At 40.3% G+C, this 19,715-nt stretch carries 16 protein-coding genes; 7 read left to right on the forward strand and 9 right to left on the reverse strand.

Going from position 1 to position 19,715, the window contains the following annotated elements:
• Positions 1 to 44: 44 nt before the first annotated feature.
• The gene (locus EL101_RS12405) at positions 45 to 2,306 is read left to right on the forward strand and encodes an ATP-binding cassette domain-containing protein (RefSeq protein WP_096598088.1); all 2,262 of its coding nucleotides are present in this window, start codon (positions 45 to 47) and stop codon (positions 2,304 to 2,306) included.
• 205 nt (positions 2,307 to 2,511) lie between these two features.
• Here the strand turns inward: EL101_RS12405 and isaB are convergent, their stop codons facing one another.
• Entirely contained in the window at positions 2,512 to 3,027 is a 516-nt protein-coding gene (gene isaB / locus EL101_RS12410; RefSeq protein WP_096598090.1) for an immunodominant staphylococcal antigen IsaB family protein, read from the reverse strand.
• A 305-nt stretch (positions 3,028 to 3,332) separates the two neighbouring features.
• Here isaB and EL101_RS12415 point away from each other — a divergent pair, with 305 nt between their 5' ends.
• Positions 3,333 to 3,608: a hypothetical protein gene (locus EL101_RS12415; RefSeq protein ID WP_096598092.1), complete on the forward strand. Its 276-nt coding sequence runs from the start codon at positions 3,333 to 3,335 to the stop codon at positions 3,606 to 3,608.
• A gap of 87 nt (positions 3,609 to 3,695) precedes the next feature.
• Here EL101_RS12415 and EL101_RS12420 read toward each other — a convergent pair whose 3' ends face one another.
• The 5 genes from EL101_RS12420 to EL101_RS12440 form a co-directional block, all read right to left on the reverse strand.
• A complete protein-coding gene (locus EL101_RS12420; protein WP_096598094.1) occupies positions 3,696 to 4,295 on the reverse strand; it encodes a TetR/AcrR family transcriptional regulator in 600 nt (199 codons plus the stop codon).
• 265 nt (positions 4,296 to 4,560) lie between these two features.
• Positions 4,561 to 5,613, reverse strand: coding sequence for a LysM peptidoglycan-binding domain-containing protein (locus tag EL101_RS12425; RefSeq protein ID WP_096598096.1), 1,053 nt, complete (start codon positions 5,611 to 5,613; stop codon positions 4,561 to 4,563).
• A gap of 338 nt (positions 5,614 to 5,951) precedes the next feature.
• Positions 5,952 to 6,233 (reverse strand): hypothetical protein, encoded by a 282-nt coding sequence (locus tag EL101_RS12430; protein WP_240622745.1) that lies wholly within the window; start codon positions 6,231 to 6,233, stop codon positions 5,952 to 5,954.
• A 475-nt stretch (positions 6,234 to 6,708) separates the two neighbouring features.
• Positions 6,709 to 7,851, reverse strand: a complete 1,143-nt coding sequence (locus EL101_RS12435; RefSeq protein ID WP_096598098.1) for a bifunctional cystathionine gamma-lyase/homocysteine desulfhydrase — start codon at positions 7,849 to 7,851, stop codon at positions 6,709 to 6,711.
• Entirely contained in the window at positions 7,844 to 8,749 is a 906-nt protein-coding gene (locus tag EL101_RS12440; RefSeq protein WP_096598100.1) for a PLP-dependent cysteine synthase family protein, read from the reverse strand. The genes EL101_RS12435 and EL101_RS12440 overlap by 8 nt, the downstream gene beginning before the upstream one ends.
• Positions 8,750 to 9,031: 282 nt before the next feature.
• Here EL101_RS12440 and EL101_RS12445 point away from each other — a divergent pair, with 282 nt between their 5' ends.
• Positions 9,032 to 10,357: a carboxylesterase family protein gene (locus tag EL101_RS12445; RefSeq protein ID WP_096598102.1), complete on the forward strand. Its 1,326-nt coding sequence runs from the start codon at positions 9,032 to 9,034 to the stop codon at positions 10,355 to 10,357.
• Positions 10,358 to 10,508: 151 nt separating this feature from the next.
• Here the strand turns inward: EL101_RS12445 and EL101_RS12450 are convergent, their stop codons facing one another.
• Positions 10,509 to 11,837, reverse strand: coding sequence for a sodium-dependent transporter (locus EL101_RS12450; RefSeq protein WP_096598104.1), 1,329 nt, complete (start codon positions 11,835 to 11,837; stop codon positions 10,509 to 10,511).
• Between the two features lie 183 nt (positions 11,838 to 12,020).
• Between EL101_RS12450 and EL101_RS12455 the strand changes: the two genes are divergently transcribed.
• Entirely contained in the window at positions 12,021 to 12,209 is a 189-nt protein-coding gene (locus EL101_RS12455; RefSeq protein ID WP_019166899.1) for a hypothetical protein, read from the forward strand.
• A 190-nt stretch (positions 12,210 to 12,399) separates the two neighbouring features.
• Here the strand turns inward: EL101_RS12455 and EL101_RS12460 are convergent, their stop codons facing one another.
• Entirely contained in the window at positions 12,400 to 13,089 is a 690-nt protein-coding gene (locus tag EL101_RS12460; protein WP_096598106.1) for a response regulator transcription factor, read from the reverse strand.
• Positions 13,090 to 13,102: 13 nt separating this feature from the next.
• On the reverse strand, positions 13,103 to 15,727 hold the full coding sequence (locus EL101_RS12465) for a sensor histidine kinase (protein ID WP_096598108.1): 2,625 nt from the start codon (positions 15,725 to 15,727) through the stop codon (positions 13,103 to 13,105).
• A gap of 166 nt (positions 15,728 to 15,893) precedes the next feature.
• Between EL101_RS12465 and kdpF the strand changes: the two genes are divergently transcribed.
• From kdpF to kdpB, 3 genes are read left to right on the forward strand one after another with little or no spacing between them, the layout of a single operon-like run.
• Positions 15,894 to 15,974 (forward strand): K(+)-transporting ATPase subunit F, encoded by an 81-nt coding sequence (gene kdpF, locus EL101_RS13860; RefSeq protein WP_064485063.1) that lies wholly within the window; start codon positions 15,894 to 15,896, stop codon positions 15,972 to 15,974.
• Between the two features lie 25 nt (positions 15,975 to 15,999).
• Positions 16,000 to 17,676 carry a potassium-transporting ATPase subunit KdpA gene (kdpA, locus tag EL101_RS12475; protein WP_096539612.1) on the forward strand — a complete coding sequence of 559 codons (1,677 nt, stop codon included), beginning with the start codon at positions 16,000 to 16,002 and terminating at the stop codon, positions 17,674 to 17,676.
• Positions 17,677 to 17,691: 15 nt separating this feature from the next.
• Positions 17,692 to 19,707, forward strand: coding sequence for a potassium-transporting ATPase subunit KdpB (gene kdpB / locus EL101_RS12480; RefSeq protein ID WP_096598110.1), 2,016 nt, complete (start codon positions 17,692 to 17,694; stop codon positions 19,705 to 19,707).
• The last annotated feature ends 8 nt before the right edge of the window (positions 19,708 to 19,715 follow it).

The raw sequence follows: 19,715 nt of genomic DNA on the forward strand, positions 1-19,715 counted from the left end.
CAAGCCGAGTGAAAACGGGTACAATGTGAATGAGGTGAATTGATATGACAGCGATTCATATTCATGGCGCACGTCAAAACAACTTAAAAAATATTGACGTCTCCATTCCAAAACATCAGTTAACGGTCGTAACTGGGCGTTCAGGATCCGGCAAGTCTTCCCTTGTCTTTAATACGATTGCCGCTGAATCCGAACGACTGTTGAACGAAACCTATTCGAGTTATATTCAGCACCAATTGACGCAATATGAAAAACCGGATGTTGACCATATTGAAAACTTGCCCGTCGCTATGGTTATCAATCAAAAAAGACTCGGTGGCAATTCGCGCTCAACGGTCGGTACCATTTCAGACATTTATGCGTCCGTCCGGCTATTGTGGTCGCGTATTGGCACACCTTTCGTCGGTTACTCAGACGTCTTTTCGTTCAATAATCCGAATGGGATGTGTGAACATTGTCAAGGACTCGGTTATGTCGAGGATATCGACTTGAACGAACTGCTCGATTTCGACAAATCTTTAAATGAAGATGCGATTCGCTTCCCGTCATTTAAGCCGGATAGTTGGCGCGGGAAACGGTATCGCTATTCGGGTTTGTTTGATAATGATAAAAAGCTCAAAGACTACACAAAGGAAGAGCTTGCTACGTTTCTTTACACCGAGCCGACACGTTTGAAAAATCCACCCGCAGAATGGCCTAGAACTGCAAAATTTGAAGGGTTAATTCACCGGTTCCGACGCTCATTTTTAATTAATGATAACTTTGAGAAGAAACGCTTTTTAAAGGACGTTGAACGCGTAGTCACCAAGCAAACATGCCCTGTCTGTCACGGACAACGCTTAAATCAAAAAGTGCTCAGCTGTAAAATTCACGGCTTGAACATTGCCGATTTTACAGCACTGACGATTGAAGAAACCCTTCCCTTTTTAGAGCAAATCGACAGCGACAAAGCGACTTATATTATCGAACCATTGAAAGCCCAACTCCAAGCTTTGAATGATATTGGGCTGAACTATTTAACGCTCGCCCGTGAAACAACGACCCTTTCTGGCGGGGAGTCACAACGGATTAAGCTGATTCGTCACTTGAACAGTCCGTTAACCGACCTCGTGTACATTATCGACGAACCGAGTGTTGGTTTACATCCTGCAGATATTGAAAAAATTAACGAAATTATGCTCAATATCCGTGATAAAGGCAACACCGTCATCATCGTCGAACACGATCCCGACGTCATCAAAATTGCGGATCACGTGATTGACATCGGACCTGGCGCAGGGAAACATGGCGGCCAGATTACATTTGAAGGCAGTTATGCACAACTTAAACAGTCCGATACCGATACAGCGCGCGCATTGACACGTCAACATCACTTGAAACAGTCAACGATTCGTGACAATCAAGCATGGTTACATTTAGAACATTTGCAACACAACAACTTACAAGACGTCTCTGTCGCGATCCCGAAAAATGCGCAAACGGTGGTGACAGGTGTCGCAGGTTCAGGGAAAAGCTCCTTAATTAAAGGCGGTTTTGCGAAACATGAAGATGCGATACTCATAGATCAAAAAGGCGTACACACTTCCAACCGGTCGAATTTATTAACGTACACAGGTATTTTCGACGACGTTCGTGAATTTTTCAGTAAAGCAACAGGACTGAAAAAAAGTATGTTCAGTTATAACTCAGATGGGGCCTGTCCAAATTGTAACGGGAAAGGCGTACTCAAAACCGAACTCGCCTTTATGCCAGACTTCTCCCAAGTATGCGAAGTATGTAGGGGCACCCGCTATCGTCCAGAAGTGTTGGAGGCGAAAGTCGACGGTTATTCTATCGCAGACGTGTTAGCACTCACCGTTGAAGAAGGCTTATCACTTTTCCAAACACATGACGCCATTGCTCAAACGTTAAGTGCCTTGCAATCTACAGGGCTCGGCTATATGACACTCGGCCAATCACTCGACACCTTATCTGGCGGGGAAATTCAACGGCTCAAATTGACGCGCTACATGATTGAACCTGTAACAGAAAAAATATTTATTTTCGATGAGCCATCAACAGGTTTACATGAAGATGATATCCCGATTCTACAAACACGCTTTGATCAACTCATTGAAGAAGGTCATACCGTCATCTTAATCGAACATAATATCACGATGATGACACAAGCAGACTGGCTCATTGACGTCGGACCTGGCGCTGGGAATCAAGGTGGGCGTGTGCTTTATAGCGGCCCACCTGCAGGACTTAAAGACGTCACCGAATCACGCACTGCCCCCCATCTCTTTGGCAGTTTGTCGGAATAAGTATGATATTACAATCGCCTGTGAATACACAACATCTCGCCAAGTCTATTGCAGAAGCCGAACAAAGCCACACGATTGCATTAAATTGAAATACTTAAACAAGCTCTCATCAACGCAAAAACTCCGAGGCTTTCGTCTACTATTCACGAAAAGTCCCGGAGTTTGTTTTAACTATGACGTTATATGGGCAAAGTGCACCTCAATCTTAACGGCTCTCTTTTGCTTTAATCACAATTGAGTTACCTGAGTAAAATGCGACATGTGTTGTTTTGGCATCATAAATTTCGCCTTGTTTCACGTGCTCGCGTACAGATTTGTCACTATGATTAATTTTTTCAATCAATAATGTCATGTTGACCAATTTGCCTTCGCTATTAATACCGAAAATGACGTCATTTTTCTCGTAGTATGTGACACCTTTTTCTTCATAATATTTTTTCACGTCGTTCCCTACCGCTTTTTTAACGTCAGCGAATGTAGAATCGCCAACTTTTAAGCCTTCATATTTAAAGTTGTCGTGTTGTAATGCACGGTAAAAGTTTCGGTCCTCTAAAGCTTTATTCCCTTTAAAGTTAAATAAGCCGTTATATGTGTAATAAGGTGTTTGCTGTTCCGTTGCGGCATGTGCGTCTGCATGGATTGCACTTGACCCAGCTGTTGCCCCTAATAATGTACCTAATGATAAAGTTGTTGCGACTGCAATTTTTGTAACTTGATTCATGTGTACCACTCCTCTTTCTCTCGATACTGTTCTAAAAAATTAGGAATTTATGTTATTTGTAATTGTCGAATTAAATTTCCACTTTATAATAACTTATATATCATATTGTTCCTTACTCGAATGATAACAAATTAAGATAACATTTTCATCCAAAAGTGTTTCGGTCATTGGACTGAAATTTTTCTACAACGCTGTACCTAAAAGATGTGTCGGCAATAATTTAAGGAAAGTGCATCTATTGAGCTTTGGTCTATCACTAATGTTATAATGAATGACATCTTACTATAATCATTGGGGGAAGTATTATGGCTAAAAAATCTAACAAATCATTAAGTGTGCTTTCAACTGCTTTAACAGGCGCAACACTAGTTGTAGACTTTTACAATTCTTACATTTATCGCTCAAAAAACCGCAAGTTGAGCTACATTTCAGTCGGTCTTGGCTTAGTGGATGTCGTATTAAGCTTCTATTTATCACTTGGTGCGAAAAGCAAGTTCACAAAAGCGTGGTCTTTCTTCTCAGCAAGCCGTCAAGTGTGGAGTGGCATTCAAAAAATCCAAGCGATTCGTACACGTAGCTAATACAAGCGATATCTATATTGTCCTACAACAAATAAAGGCGTGAACATGAAATCCAACGTTACATTGTGATTTCTGTTCGACGCCTTTTTATGTACGATACGCACGATAAACCATTCTCCACGGTCCTTCATACATGAGCTTATAAATGTTTTCGACTTGCGCATCTATCGGCAAACGTTCTTCATCCAACACCCATGTGCGCATTAACGACCACATACTGCCTAATACAAAAGCGTGAAAGTAACGAAATGGAATGCCTTCAATTTCATCAGGATTAGGCAATAAACTTTTGAGGTTTAACGCAATCATATCGCCTAGTTTTTGTTCAATTTCATGGTTACGTCCACTACTTAAAAGCACTTGATAGCGTTCAATATCCTCTGAAATCATCGTCAACATCGCTTTCGGAATCTCCTTGAACACAATCGCCGCTTCTTCTACACTATTCAACGCTTTGAGCTGTTTCGCTTTATCATTAAAATTAACTCGCATCTTTTCCAACACTTCATATTCAATTTGATCCAACAAGTCATATTTATCATAATAATGCTGATAAAATGTCGCACGGTGGACATCCGCGGTATCTGCAATTTGTTGTATCGTAATTTTGTCTAACGGTTCAGTTTTTAACAACTGGATAAGTGCGGATTTAATTGCATTCGTTGTTTTACGAATTCGTCGATCCATCTCACGCCCTCCTCTGCCTCTTTTTGACATCGCTGTTTTTATTATTTTAACATACCTTTCATCGAGCGCATCATGACGGTCATGTTAATCGCACTATCCCCAAAACCATGTGATTATTACTAATGTGTTAACAGCATATGACATGAAATTCAAACTTTTTGAGATTTGAACCAAAAACAACAAAAATTTTTAGCCCATCCGACATTGATGAACATAAATAAAAACGTGAGCACTACATTAAAATGCATACTCACGCCTTTTTCGATTAATGAATATATTTGAATGAACTTACACGAGAAGCTGCAACTGTACGATATGTCAAAATACCTGGTGCCGCAGTAAAGTTCATTTCTGATACTAAAATACTACCGTCTGGGTTAATACGCTCTACATAAGAAACGTGCCCATAGTAACCTAAGTCAGACTGTAAAATGGCGCCCACTGCTGGTTGATGGTTGATTAAATAACCGTCACGCGCTGCATTATCATCCCATGCATTCGCATTCCACCAATATGTACTAATTGGCATACCCATTTCTTTACGTTTGTTGAAAACGTACCAAGTACATTGACCCCAATCGTAAAGGTTTTGATGATTAAATGTAGGCGAGTTATGCTTTGGCGTTGTTGACGACGGACGTGAAGTCGATTGTGTTGAAGACGTCGACGTTGCTGTACCACTCACTTTTAATTGTTGACCTGGAAAAATTAAGAACGATGTCAAACCGTTCAAATCCATGATATGGCGATAAGTCGTACCATATTTAGATGCGATTAATGACAATGAATCCCCAGGTTGTACTGTGTAATAACTCGCATTTCTTGAAGACGTTCTTGTCGTTGGTTTCGGCGTTGCCTTCTTCGCTGTTGTACTACTTGTTTTGTGGCTTGATGTTGACGGACCACTCACGTTTAACTTTTGTCCTGGTAAAATCAAGAAGCTATTCAAACCATTCCAACGCATAATGTTTTGGTATGTTGTTCCATATCTCGCTGCAATGCCAGATAAAGTGTCCCCGTAACGCACCGTATATACTGTTGATGACGAACTGCTATGACTTGAATTTGATGATTGCGCTGTTGAGCGTGATGTGCTGCTGCCTCCAGATATATTCAACACTTGGTTTGGAAAAATCAAGTTAGATGTTAGTCCATTACGTTGTTTAAGTTGCGCTATTGTGATGTTATATTTCGTCGCAATAGACCAAAGAGAATCCCCAGCTTTAACGCGATATGTTGTTGAAGCATCTGCATGTGCTGTTAATGCTGTAGCGGCAGCTGTTGTTCCTAATAATGCTGCGATGAACTTTTTACGCATTCGTTTCCCTCCTTATTAAGATAGAAGATATTACTCTCATACAGTTTTATATTATACACTGATTATCATGTAGAAATATGTCTGTTATATAACATTATGATTACAAAAACTGTTATGGCGGTGTTTAGAATAGATATATATTTACTCATGTTTATTTGAGAATTAAAATAATAGCTATCATATTATTCATAAAGACATTTTTCTCGAATATTTCTTTTATTTATCTTTCATAATTGTGAGAGATATGACTCCTTCATCATTGTTTATGGAAGAGAATTTATGTATTATGATAAAATTTGATACGATCTATCCAACAAGACAAGACGCGATTTCGGTCGTTAAAAACTTATGCCAAAAAATAATACAAAAATAATCAAAGGTGTCAAAACAAATATATTTAGCAAATTGACGATAAACCAAATGAGTCCTACTTTTCGTAACTTCGCATCATCTGAGTTCAGGTGCCACAATGAAAATATGCCAACAGCTAATGACGTTGTATCAAAATATAATAATAAATCACCAAGCGCTATCATCAATTGCACACAAATCGGTCCACCAACTATTAAAAATAAGTAATTCAAAACGTTCACGCTATGTACGACTCTAATCCTATTCATTGATCACGCCTCCTGTCGAAAGTCCTTAATGTGGTTTTTCATCATAAGATAAACCTAGGGACTAATTCTGCAACTTATCAAAATTATAATATTTTTATATGATTTTGATTAGATATATTCGTTTCATACTTATTAAAAAGCGTGCGCATGAAGATAGGACATAAAAGTTTTTGGTGCTATTGATACCGTATTGGTTTAACTTGCGCGTTCCTGGGACTTACCGCAACTAAATTTGGCACCCACGAAGGTCATTTTTATTTGGCGGATATAAAAAAGCCATACCATGTTCAAATCGAGACATGGCATGACGTTGTCGAATGTGATTAATTTTATAAACGAGAATCGTGATGGCTTAAGGCTTATTATTTTTATTGCTCGTGATTTTGAGAAGCCTAGTGAGCCTTACTATGGGGACAGTAGACAAAATCTTTGTTGCACATGAGATTTCTGTACTGCCTCCTCAATCCAACATGACTTATAATTGATCGAGTGCTTGTTTTAAATCTTCTACAAGATCATCTGTATCTTCAATACCCAATGATAAGCGTACCAAGCCATCCGCAATGCCTTCTTTTGCACGAACATCTGCGGGGATAGAAGCATGTGTCATTAAACTTGGTACAGAAATTAAACTTTCAACTGCACCTAAACTTTCTGCTAAGGTGAAATATTTCGTTTGTCTCACGAGGAATTTTGCTTTTTCTACATCTGCGACTTCGAATGAGATGATACCTGTTGTGCCGTCTGCTTGCGCTTGATGTACGTCGTAGTTTAAATGTGACGGTTGGCTTGGATGATACACTTTCGTCACTTTGTCATGTTGATTCAACATTTCAACGACAGCTAATGCGTTACGTTCGATTTGTTCCATACGTAAAGCTAATGTTTTCATCCCACGAATCAGCAAGTAACTGTCTTGAGGTCCTAATACGCCCCCTGTTGAGTTTTGGACAAATGCGATACGTTCTGCGAGTGTTTCATCTTTAACTGCGACAAGTCCAGCTACAACGTCACTATGACCGCCTAAATATTTCGTCGCTGAATGTACAACGATATCTGCGCCAAGTGACAACGGTGTTTGATAATATGGCGTCATAAATGTGTTATCCACGACAGTAATGAGTTCGTGTTGCTTGCCGATTTCACTTACTGCTTGAATATCTGTAATACGTAACAATGGATTGGATGGCGTTTCGATAAATAACATTTTCGTATTATCTTTAATCTTATTTTCAATATTTTGAACATCTGTTGTGTTAACAAAGTTAAATTCAATACCGAAACGTGTGAAGACGCGTGTCATTGCACGATATGAGCCGCCATATACATCTGAACCGACAATGATGTGGTCGCCTTGGTCTAACAACATAATCACTGCACTGATGGCCGCCATGCCTGAACCGAATGCGAAACCGTAATTCCCATGTTCTAAATCAGCAATGACAGACTCGAGTGATGAACGTGTAGGATTCGCTGTACGTGAGTATTCAAAGCCTTGTCTCAACTCCCCAATCGCATCTTGTTCATACGTACTCGTTTGATAGATCGGCGTCGTCACCGCACCTGTATATTCATCAGTTGTATTCCCACAATGGATCAATAATGTTTTTTTATTCATTTAAATCTCCTCCGTATTGAAATATCTTTTTCGACATATAGCGATCACTGCCATCAGGAAAAATGGCTACAACTGTTCCTTGTTCTAATCGGGACGCCGCTCGAATCGCACCTTCCAATGCAGCACCTGAAGAACTTCCCGCTAATATGCCTTCGTAACGTGCTAAGTCTTTTACGTGTTGAAAAGCAACCTCATCCGGTACCACTTCGACCGCTTCGATCCATTCTCGTTTTAAAAATTGTGGCCACACTTCAACGCCAATGCCTTCTGTATCATGGCGCCCTTTTTCTTGACCACTCAGAATAGAACCGGGTGGCTCAACGACAATCGACTTCACATCATGAGGTTGGAGCGCCTCTGCTACACCTGCAAATGTGCCACCCGAACCTGCACCCGCAACAAAGTAGTCTAAATCCGGAAGTGCCTCAATGAGTTCAACTGCTAATGTGTCCCGGTACGCTGCTGGATTATTGCGCGTTTCAAACTGATTCGTATAAAAAGCACCTGTCTCATCAGCATAGCTTTCGGCCCATTGTCGTGCACCGAGCATCCCTTCTGCTTGGGGTGTACGATGAATCTCAGCGCCGAGTGCCCTCATAATCGAAATCTTCTCTTCTGAAAAACCTTCTGGCGCAAAAATGACACATTTAATGTCATAATGATTTGCAACAATCGCTAGCCCGATACCTGTATTGCCCGCTGTTGCTTCCACAATTTGATCACCGGGGTGAAGCTGACCTTCTTCTATCGCATGCTCGATTAAATACTTGGCCAAGCGATCTTTCACACTGCCCCCTGGATTATGCATCTCCAATTTGGCGAAGATTTGCACCCGGTCCGTACTGTAATGCTCGAGTTGTACAAGCGGTGTCCGGCCAATCAAGTCAAAATTTCTCAACACTGTCCCCTCATTTCAACCGTCTAATTCTTAGTTAATACATATGAATTATAAGATAAATGTGTGTCGGTTTCAATGCTAATCGCTATAAAAATACAAATTATCTTAAAAGCAATCGATATAGCGCTATACAATTGCAAATGAGCGATTCAATTATGAGGTACGCATTAAGCATGTTGTCACTTTATGCCTATACATTGCCATCCCATACAAGAAAGCCGCGTTTGCGTTATAATGAAAGCAATCATATGATACATTTCACAGTACAAAGGGGAGAGATGGATGGAACTGCATACACCTAAAGGCACGATTCATGGTGAACGTCATACTGATTATGAAGTATTTAAAGGGATTCCTTATGCGCAACCACCTATTGGGGCATTACGTTTTAAACATGCGCAACTGTTGTCAACGTGGCCAGAAGATTTTCAAGCGACTTCATTTGGACCTGTCCCGATTCAGCCACCGAATTCATTAGAGTCCTTTTTTGATACACACGTGCAAGACTACCCGCAGAGTGAAGACTGTCTCACTTTAAATATTTGGCGTCCTGCAACACCCTCTCACCAACCATTGCCTGTCATTGTATTCATATATGGAGGCAGTTTTGTGAATGGTCATAGCGCACAAGCGTTGTATCATCCTCATGAAATCGTCAAGCGCGAATCCGTCATCGTCGTTACGTTGAATTACCGTTTAGGTGCACTCGGTTTCTTAGACTGGTCTACAATCAATCCGGAGTGGGATGCGAATAATGGCTTGTCAGATCAAATGTGTGCACTACAATGGATACGTGAAAATATCGTACATTTTGGTGGAAACCCGGAGCACCTCACCTTAATGGGTCAATCCGCGGGTGCAATGAGCGTTGCGGCCATGTTGCGTATGCCTACAGTGCGGCCTTGGATTAAAAATGCTGTCATGTTAAGCGGGATTTTGCATTTGGAATCTCCTCACGTCGCATCCGATAAAGCAGACGCCTTTACAGCATTAAAAGCCAAACACTATCCGTCCACACCTTGGCATGAACTCGATGCACAAGGGATATTAGCGTTAATGGCGAGACACCAAATGCAGTATGGCCCATCAAAAGGCTTAGAATTGTTATACCAACCAGTTGCCACAGCTAATATCGAACGAGACTATCGCCATGTCAATGTCCCCGTATTATTAGGTCACACGACAGCTGAGGGGGACATTTATATTAAAAACGAACAAAAAAAATTAGCCCCGCGGCAATTTCAACGTGTCATTCAACGCTTAGGCGGGCCCGTGCCACCGCTAGAGCACATCGAAACTGCCCAACAACAGCGTGACCTGATTACGAATTGGCATTTCAAAGCACCGTTTCAACAACTGTATCAAGCATTGTCAGCAGTGACGCCGACTTGGCAAGCGACTTTCAATTGGTCTCGTGGCGATCATCCAGACTATGCCTCGGCGTATCACATTTTAGATATGATTTTTTGGATGGGCCGTCTCGACATTTTAGCAGCACACGGTTTGGAAGTAACTGCACGAGAGACCGAACTACGCGAACAAATGATTCATGATTTGTGTCATTTCGCTCAACATAGCACATTAGATGACGACCGCCTTTATGAATAATGTGAGTGCCCAAAATAAAAAAGGAAGCGAATCGGGAACAATTGGCGTTTTCCCAGTCACTTCCTCTTTATTTTGATGTGTGTTCAATCCATCCTTGGAGACCATCAAACATGCGTATAATTGAATTGAATCAACTTGAATAGAACATTTCTTACACTAATTGCAAAATGAAAACCAATAAAATGACAACCGGTAAAATGTATCGAATGAACATGTACCATATCGAAAACAATTTCAGAGGATCCTTACCAAATCCTGTTTTCAAACGCACCTTTTCCATCGCATAGCCAATCGCTAGTGTTGAAGCTAAGGCGCCGACAGGTAATAAAATGTTTGAAAAAACAAAGTCCATATTATCAAAAATGGAACCGGCACCAAATTGGATGTGGCTGAGCGGTCCAAATGACAATGTAGCAGGTACACCGACGATGAAAACGCCTAAGCTGATTATAAAAGCCATCGTTGGACGTTTACGATTATCGTTGCGCGTTAAGTTCGACACGTTCAGCTCCAGTAGTGAAATGGAAGATGTCAGTGCCGCGAATAAAAAGAGCACTAAGAAAATCGCATAGAATAGCGTACCGAACTGCATCTTTTCAAAAACGAGTGGCAAAATGATAAACAATAAGCCAGGTCCTTCTTTCGCTTGGTAGCCAAACGTCTCTAATGCTGGAAAAATGGCAAGCCCTGCTAAAATCGCAATGGCAATATTCATGATTAAAATCGTCACTGCGGATGTTTTAATCGGCATGTCTGTTGAAGCGTAACTCGCATACGTCATCATCCCTGTTGTCCCAAGTGATAGCGCAAAAAAGGACTGTCCTAAGGCGAATAACATCGATTCCATATTGATTTCAGAGACACGGGGTTGAAATAAGAAACGCACCCCTTCCATCGCCCCATCCAACGATAATGTTTTCACTACGATGATGATTAAAAAGACTAATAGTAATGGCATCATTAATTTCGACGCTTTTTCCAACCCTTGTTGTACGCCACGCATGACGATACCACATGTTAATGCAATAAAAATCGCCTGCCCTGTAACGACATAGAGCGGTTGACTAATCATATCTTGAAATTGCAAATCATGAAGCTGTGTCGGCACAATGTGGAACAATTGCGCAAGAACAAAACCGAGATAGACGATAATCCAACCGCCAATCACACTGTAAAAACTAAACAACACAAACACCGCTAAATTACCGATCCAAGCGATACCGTTTAACCATTTGCGCCCTGTTAATTGACCAAATATTTCTGTTGTATACGTGCGACCGAGTTGACCGACCGCAAATTCCATAATGAGTAGTGGCAAGCCTACTAAAATCGTGAAAGCTAAAAACATGAATAAAAATGCGCCACCACCGAACATCCCCGCCATGTATGGGAATTTCCATAGTGCACCTAGACCAATCGCAGAACCGGCACTCGCTAAAATAAAGCCGGTTGACGATTTCCATTGTGACCGTTGCGACAAAACCGTTCATCCTCTCTTTTTCTATGCTTTAATACGTTGAATCGTTTAAGTCATCTTGCAATATAACACATTCATCAGTTGTCGACAATGAAAAAACACTTTTTTATAGTATTTCATCAAAAGTTTAGTATTGAAACGATGTTGTATTTTGTTATGATTAAGTTGTAAAAGAGGTGAGAAGTCATGTCGCAAAAATTAAAAGAACGTATTTATTTAATTGCCATCATTGTGAGTACGCTATGTGTCTTGTCGTCTGTGCTGTTTGGTTTAAGTCCGACAATCACAGCAACCGTCACGTTTATTTCCATTATCGTCTTTGCGATTCTTTATTTTGTGGTGCCTAATAAACAACAGGACCGCAAATTAAGGTAGCAAAATGAGGGGATGAGATAAGCCCAACACATCAATATCTATGTCCCATAATGGGTTGATTTTCAGTATCTTTATTTTTTTAAACACACAGGAAGAGGCTGGGATACGTTATCCCCAACCTCTTTCCTACTCACTTATTTATGATTGAATGATTATAAAACAGTCAGAAACATTGTTTTTCAGCATAACTTTATTGCCAATATTGCATTTGATAACCGATGCGAGGCCGCGTAATAATGAGTTGTTTCGACTCGGGATGGGCTTGTGTCAGTTTATTGCGCAACGACGTCATATGTACACGCAAGCTCGGCATTTCTGATTGGTTCACATAACCATAAATTGCTTTAAGTATCATATCATACGTAAGCACTTTACCTACGTGACGACACAATAATTCTAATAAGGCAAATTCGTGTGGCGTCAGATTGAGCATTTGATCATCCATTTGGGCCGTTTTAGCTTGATACGACACGACTAATGGGCCATTTTCAAAGACAATTTCTTTTTGATTCTGCATATGCTCCAACCGTTGCACCACTCTAATACGTGCGCGTAATTCATCCACATTAAACGGTTTGGTCATGTAGTCATTCGCACCGTTATCCAATGCCTCCACAATGGTTTGTTCATCCAATCGTGCACTAATCACAATAATAGGAATATCGAAAGTTTGCCGTATCCTTTTAATCAATTCTAAACCGTCGATATCGGGTAACCCTAAATCTAATAAAATGATGTCTGGTGCTTTAGAACGTATTTGAAAATCAGCGTCCTTTCCATTTGTCGCAGTGATGACTTCATAATAATCAAGGGTTAATGAGACATCGAGCAAATGGGTAATCGCCGCATCATCTTCTACCACTAATATTTTTGTATTCACGGCACTTCACTCCTCAATTTGTATCTTTTTCAAAAGGTAAGTTGAAATAAAATATACTCCCATGTGGCTCATTTTGTCGATATTTTAACTGACTGTCATGTTTTTGTAGAATCGCTTGCACGAGATAAAGCCCGAGTCCCATACTATCTTTCTTATTGTCTTTGAAAAGTTGATGCTTCTCAAAAGGTTGGAAAATCGTCTGTTGCTCTTCATCCGACAATCCCGGTCCCTTATCGATTACCTCAAATAAAATGTGTGGTTCATGTTTACTGATTCTTAACATAATCGGTGTTTCAGGAGGCGTATGTTTTAACGCATTTTCAATCAAATTAAAAACCGCTTGTAAAATGAGCTTACTATCAATATTGACGAAGCACATCTCATGTAATGCTGACACTTTCACTTGCTTGTTGAGTCGTCTACGTTCAAGCACGGATTCGATTTCTTCAACTAATTCTTCAATGAGATACAATTGGCGGTTGAGCTTCATATTCGAATGCTCGAGTCTGGTAAGTGACAAAATATTGGAAACGAGCATGTGTAAATACTGGGCTTCGTCAAACGACCGCGAAACTAACTGCTGTTGTTCTGCGCGAGGCATTTCTTTCCCATTGAGCAATAAGACATCTAAGTATCCGATGATGGAGGTGAGTGGTGTGCGAATATCATGAGAAATGGAGCGTAAAAAGTGCGCACGTGCCACCTCCCGCTCAGCTCGTAACATCGACTCTCGTGTTTGACGAAGTAAGCTCAAGTTCTCTACAGCAAGCGACATTTCATTCAACATGGACTCTAAAATAGAATTGTCATAGGAATCGATAATTTTCGCTTCAGAAAAGTGTATGGAAACAATCGCTTTGACCGGTTTTGTGCCGATCGGTATGAGCAAATAGTGAATACCTGGAAACGTATCCGTCGTTGCCCCTGCACGCTTTTGATTTTTAATGATCCAACTTAGCGCTTGTTGATGGCGAGAATCATGAGTCTGTGGCCCTTCAGCCGGTATCGTGTTTGAAATTTTTTCATCTTCTACTAAATAAATCGTGACTTCTTGATTTAACAAATGTTGGATTTGATGTCTTGCATTCACCAATAAATCAGGAATCGTGTACGTTTGTTTAATTGAATCATTAAATTGCAACAAAATATCGGTCCGGTACAATTGATGTTTCGTGACGATGTACTGATGTTTAATTTGTTTTAACAAGCCACTCGTGACGATACTAACGATAATGCTGATCGTGAAAGTGATAGGATAGTCAAAGCGATAAACTTCAAACGTAAATCTTGGCACGGTAAAAAAGAAATTAAATACTAACACGTTTAAAATCGCAGCGAAAAAGCCGATCAAATACGATTGTGTCCACATACTTAAAACGACAATCCCTAATAAAAACAACAGGAGAATGATTGTATCTTGTTCTCCTTTGCCTGTGCTATAAATCCACAAGCCTAAAAGTACGCAAATCGCTTGAATCGCAATCATTTTAAAAATATCGACGGTCCAACGCTTTTGTTGCATATGTTGCTGTTGTCGCTCAGGCTTTGCTTTCATTTGAATATGCTTAATCGGCACAATTTCAATTTTATAATGATGTTTTAAATCAAGTAATTGATCAATTAAAGGCCGCTTCAACCGTGTATGCCATTTGTCATTCATATGTTGACCGATAACGAGTTTCGTCACTTTCTGAGATTTACACCAATCATCAAGCCCCGATGCAATTTGATTATCATATATCACTTTGACGGATGCCCCTAACGACTGCGCCAGCATTAAATTTTGGTGCACTTGACTATTATTTGCATACTGTTTCCCTTCATGATCAAACACGTCAATATACACCGCTGTAAATTGAGCATGCTCACGATTTGCAATGCGACGTGCCTCTCGAATGACGGTTTCGTTGCTGATACTTCCACTGATAGCGACTGCGACATGCGGGGTAATATCTGCATTTTTCTTATAAAGTCGTTCTTTTTGGCTCATCATATCCGCGGCTGTTCTCAGTGTTAATTCTCGTAATTCAGTAAGGTTCTCGTATGTAAAAAAATGCGAAAATGCGGTATCAAGTCGTTCCTTTTTATACACCTTTCCTGCTTTAAGTCGGTTGATGAGTTGCTTTGGTGAAATATCAATGACCTCTATCGCATCACTCGACATAATGAATTGGTCAGGTACACGCTCTTTAATTTTGACCCCCGTCAGTAACGCCACTTGTTCACTCAAACTTTCGATGTGCTGAATATTTAATGTTGTATGGACATCAATGCCGTGGGAAAGTATTTCTTCAATATCCATGTACCTTTTTTCATGTCGCTCTTTTGAAATATTGGTATGCGCTAATTCATCGATGAGGACAACATCTGGGTCGTCTTCAATAATTTGATCGACATCTAAATATTGGAATGCGTGGCTGCCGTGATTTTTAGATTTTGTTTGAATGGCTGGCAATTGTTCAGCAAGGGCTTGGGTTTCTTTACGTTGATGTGGCTCAATATAACCAATTTTAATATCCGCGCCTTCGTGATAAGCATCGATCGCATTGGATAACATTTCATAGGTTTTACCTACACCCGGAGAATAACCCAAATATATCGTTAATGACCCTTTTTTTATCGTTGGATGACGCTCCATATTTTTCACCTCTTCTCACTCATCATAAACTTCAAATCTTACATTTTCTATAAAAAATACGTTTTTATTTATCTTAATAACTTCTTAATAAAACGACGCAAATATTAATAATCCCCTTATAGAAATTTTTATATAATGATTTCGGCAATAAGGAGGAGGTCCAGAGATGATTAGCATATTAGGTTTGATCGTCATCGTATTAATCGGCTATTTAGTCTATGCCTTAATTTACAGTGAAAAGTTTTAAATTTAGCTATTGATGGAGGGAAAACATGGAAATCGTTATCTTTTTAATCATCTTTTTTCTATGTGCATTTTTATTAAGTCGTTATTTATACAGTGTGGCATTATTAACACCTACCCCCGCGGATAAAGTATTTTCAGGTGTTGAAAAAGGCATTTATAAAGTTTTAGGGACGCAATTAGAGCATATGTCGGGTAAGACGTACCTGAAACATTTTCTATTGTTTAATGGACTGATGGGCGCGTTGACGTTCGTACTGCTGCTCATTCAACAATGGCTCTTTTTAAATCCTAACCATAATTTAAATCAATCTGTGTCATTAGCATTTAACACAGCCGTGTCGTTCTTAACGAATACGAACTTGCAACATTACGCTGGTGAATCCGGTCTAACCTATTTAACACAAATGATGGTCATCACTTATTTAATGTTTACGTCTAGCGCTTCAGGTTACGCGGTTTGTATTGCGATGTTGCGCCGTTTAACAGGAATGACAGATATTATCGGCAACTTTTATCAAGATATGGTGCGCTTTTTAGTGCGTGTTTCCATACCTTTGTCATTCATTGTAAGTCTCCTGTTAATCAGTCAAGGGACACCGCAAACTTTAAAAGGGAACTTAACGCTGCATACGATTACAGGAAAAGTTCAACATATCGCATATGGTCCTATGGCATCTTTAGAGTCCATTAAGCATATCGGTACGAATGGGGGTGGCTTTTTAGGCGCAAACTCTGCCACACCTTTTGAAAACCCGACTGTATGGTCTAACTATATTGAAATGTTGAGTATGATGTTAATTCCGGGTGCACTCGTCTTGCTATTTGGACGGATGTTGACTAAAAGCGGTAAACACATTCATGCGCATGCTTATGTCATCTTCGGAACCATGCTGCTCTTTTTCTTAGTGTGCTTTGTCATCGCATTGATTGCAGAGTATAAAGGCAATATCGTGTTGTCTCATTTAGGCGTCATTGGCCCAAATATGGAAGGGAAAGAAGTCCGGTTTGGTCCGGGTCTGTCAGCGTTATTCACAACGATTACGACCGCATTTACGACCGGTACAGTCAATAATATGCATGACACACTTACCCCTCTTGGTGGTCTCGTGCCTATCGTGCTCATGATGTTGAACGCCATTTTCGGTGGTGAAGGTGTCGGACTCATGAATATGCTCATTTACGTTTTATTAGCCGTCTTTATTTGTAGTTTGATGGTCGGCAAAACACCACATTATTTAGGGATGAAAATAGAAGGTCGCGAAATGAAACTGATTGCGTTGACCTTTTTAATTCATCCGGTATTGATTTTAATCGCAACAGCTTTGGCATTTATCGTTCCAGGTGCGAGTGAGGCGATCACCAATCCTGCATTTCACGGTATTTCACAAGTACTTTACGAAATGAGCTCATCTGCAGCGAATAATGGTTCTGGCTTTGAAGGTTTAAGCGATAATACAACATTTTGGAACGTTTCGACAGGTATTGTCATGTTGATTGCACGCTATGCCCCTATCATTTTACAAGTGATGATTGCTTCGAGTTTGGTGAATAAAAAGGCCTATCAAAAAAGTGATCAAACGATTGCGATCGACAAACCTTTCTTCGGGGTATCACTCACAATTTTCATTATTTTGTTGAGTGGTTTGACATTTTTACCTGTTCTATTACTTGGACCGATTGGCGAATTTTTATCATTAAAATAAAGGAGACTGTGTTCAATGAAACAATCATCTCATGTGGTGAATGGCGCGATTGTCAGACACGCCATCAAGGAGAGTTTTATTAAATTAAACCCTGTATCTCTCATTAAAAATCCCATTATGTTTGTCGTAGAGGTGGGGATGGTTTTAACGTTAATCATGACAATCGTGCCACAAATTTTTACAGATGACGCGATGTCACGACTTTATTTATTTACGATTTTCATCATTTTATTCTTTACCGTGCTATTCTCTAACTTTTCAGAAGCGATTGCAGAAGGACGCGGTAAAGCACAGGCGAACAGTCTTCGAGAAACAAAGTCTCATATGATTGCACGTCGCATAGTCAACGCTGAAGTATACGAAACGGTTGATGCGTCAGCTTTAAAACGAGGTGACCGTATTCTCGTAAAATCCGGTGAAATGATTCCGTCAGACGGTACCATTATTAAAGGGATTGCAACAGTGGATGAATCTGCCATTACCGGAGAGTCTGCGCCAGTCATTAAAGAATCAGGTGGCGATTTTTCAGGTGTTATTGGTGGAACAACCGTGACATCGGACTGGCTCATTATTGAAGTAAACAGTGAAGAAGGCGCGACATTTTTAGATAAAATGATTGCCCTCGTTGAAGGGGCCCAACGTAAAAAAACACCCAACGAAATTGCGCTGTTTACGTTGCTGATGACATTAACGATTATTTTTCTCGTTGTCATTTTAACGTTGTATCCCATTGCCCAATATTTAAATCTCAATGTCCCTATCGCAACATTGATTGCATTGACAGTTTGTTTAATTCCAACAACGATTGGAGGATTACTTTCTGCCATTGGGATAGCGGGTATGGACCGTGTTACACAATTTAACATTTTAGCGAAAAGTGGACGCGCGATTGAAACGTGTGGCGATGTCGATGTCTTAATTTTAGATAAAACCGGCACCATCACTTACGGTAATCGTTTAGCGGAAGCCTTACTGCCTGTTCGAGAGGAATGGTACGACAGATTACTCGTCGCAGCGTATGAAAGTTCCGTTGAAGATGATACACCTGAAGGCAAAAGTATCGTCACTTTAGCCAAACGTTCATCCGTACAGTTGCCAGAGGAGGTCAAAGGAGATTATCGCCCATTCAAAGCAGAAACACGTATGAGCGGGATGATTATTGGTGAACGCTCCGTCTTTAAAGGCGCACCTAATAGTATGTTGAAATATGTGAAACAACAAGGGGGCGTGATCCCTTCCAATATTGAAGCACTCGTCACTGAAGTGTCTAGTAAAGGCGGCACACCGTTAATTGTCGTCGAAAACCAAACGATTTTAGGCGTGATTTATTTAAAAGATGTCATTAAAGAAGGCTTAGTGGAACGTTTTCAAGAGTTGCGTCAAATGGGCATCGAAACAGTCATGTGTACCGGTGACAACGAATTGACTGCCGCTACTATTGCGAAAGAAGCCAGTGTCGACCGTTTTATCGCCGAATGTAAACCGGAAGATAAAATCAAAGTCATTAGAGAAGAACAAGAAAAAGGCCACATTGTTGCGATGACAGGTGACGGAACGAATGACGCCCCTGCGCTTGCCCAAGCGAACGTCGGCCTAGCGATGAACTCAGGGACTTTAAGCGCAAAAGAAGCCGCAAACTTAATTGATTTAGATTCCAATCCAACGAAATTAATGGAAGTCGTCAAAATCGGAAAACAGCTACTCATGACGAGAGGCGCATTGACAACATTCAGTATTGCGAATGATATTGCCAAATATTTTGCTATTTTACCTGCCATGATGATGGTCACGATACCTGAAATGAGTCGCTTAAATATTATGCAGTTACATTCCCCTGAATCTGCCATTATTTCAGCGCTCATCTTTAATGCACTCATTATCGCATTGTTGATTCCTATTGCGATGAAAGGGGTGCGCATTAAAGGAGCATCGACTGAAACGATATTGATGAAAAATATGTTGGTCTATGGACTCGGCGGGATGATGATCCCTTTTATTGGCATTAAATTAATTGATCTTTTAATTCAATGATGGCTATA

The sequence above is a fragment of the Staphylococcus delphini genome, from assembly GCF_900636325.1.
Classification (GTDB): domain Bacteria; phylum Bacillota; class Bacilli; order Staphylococcales; family Staphylococcaceae; genus Staphylococcus; species Staphylococcus delphini.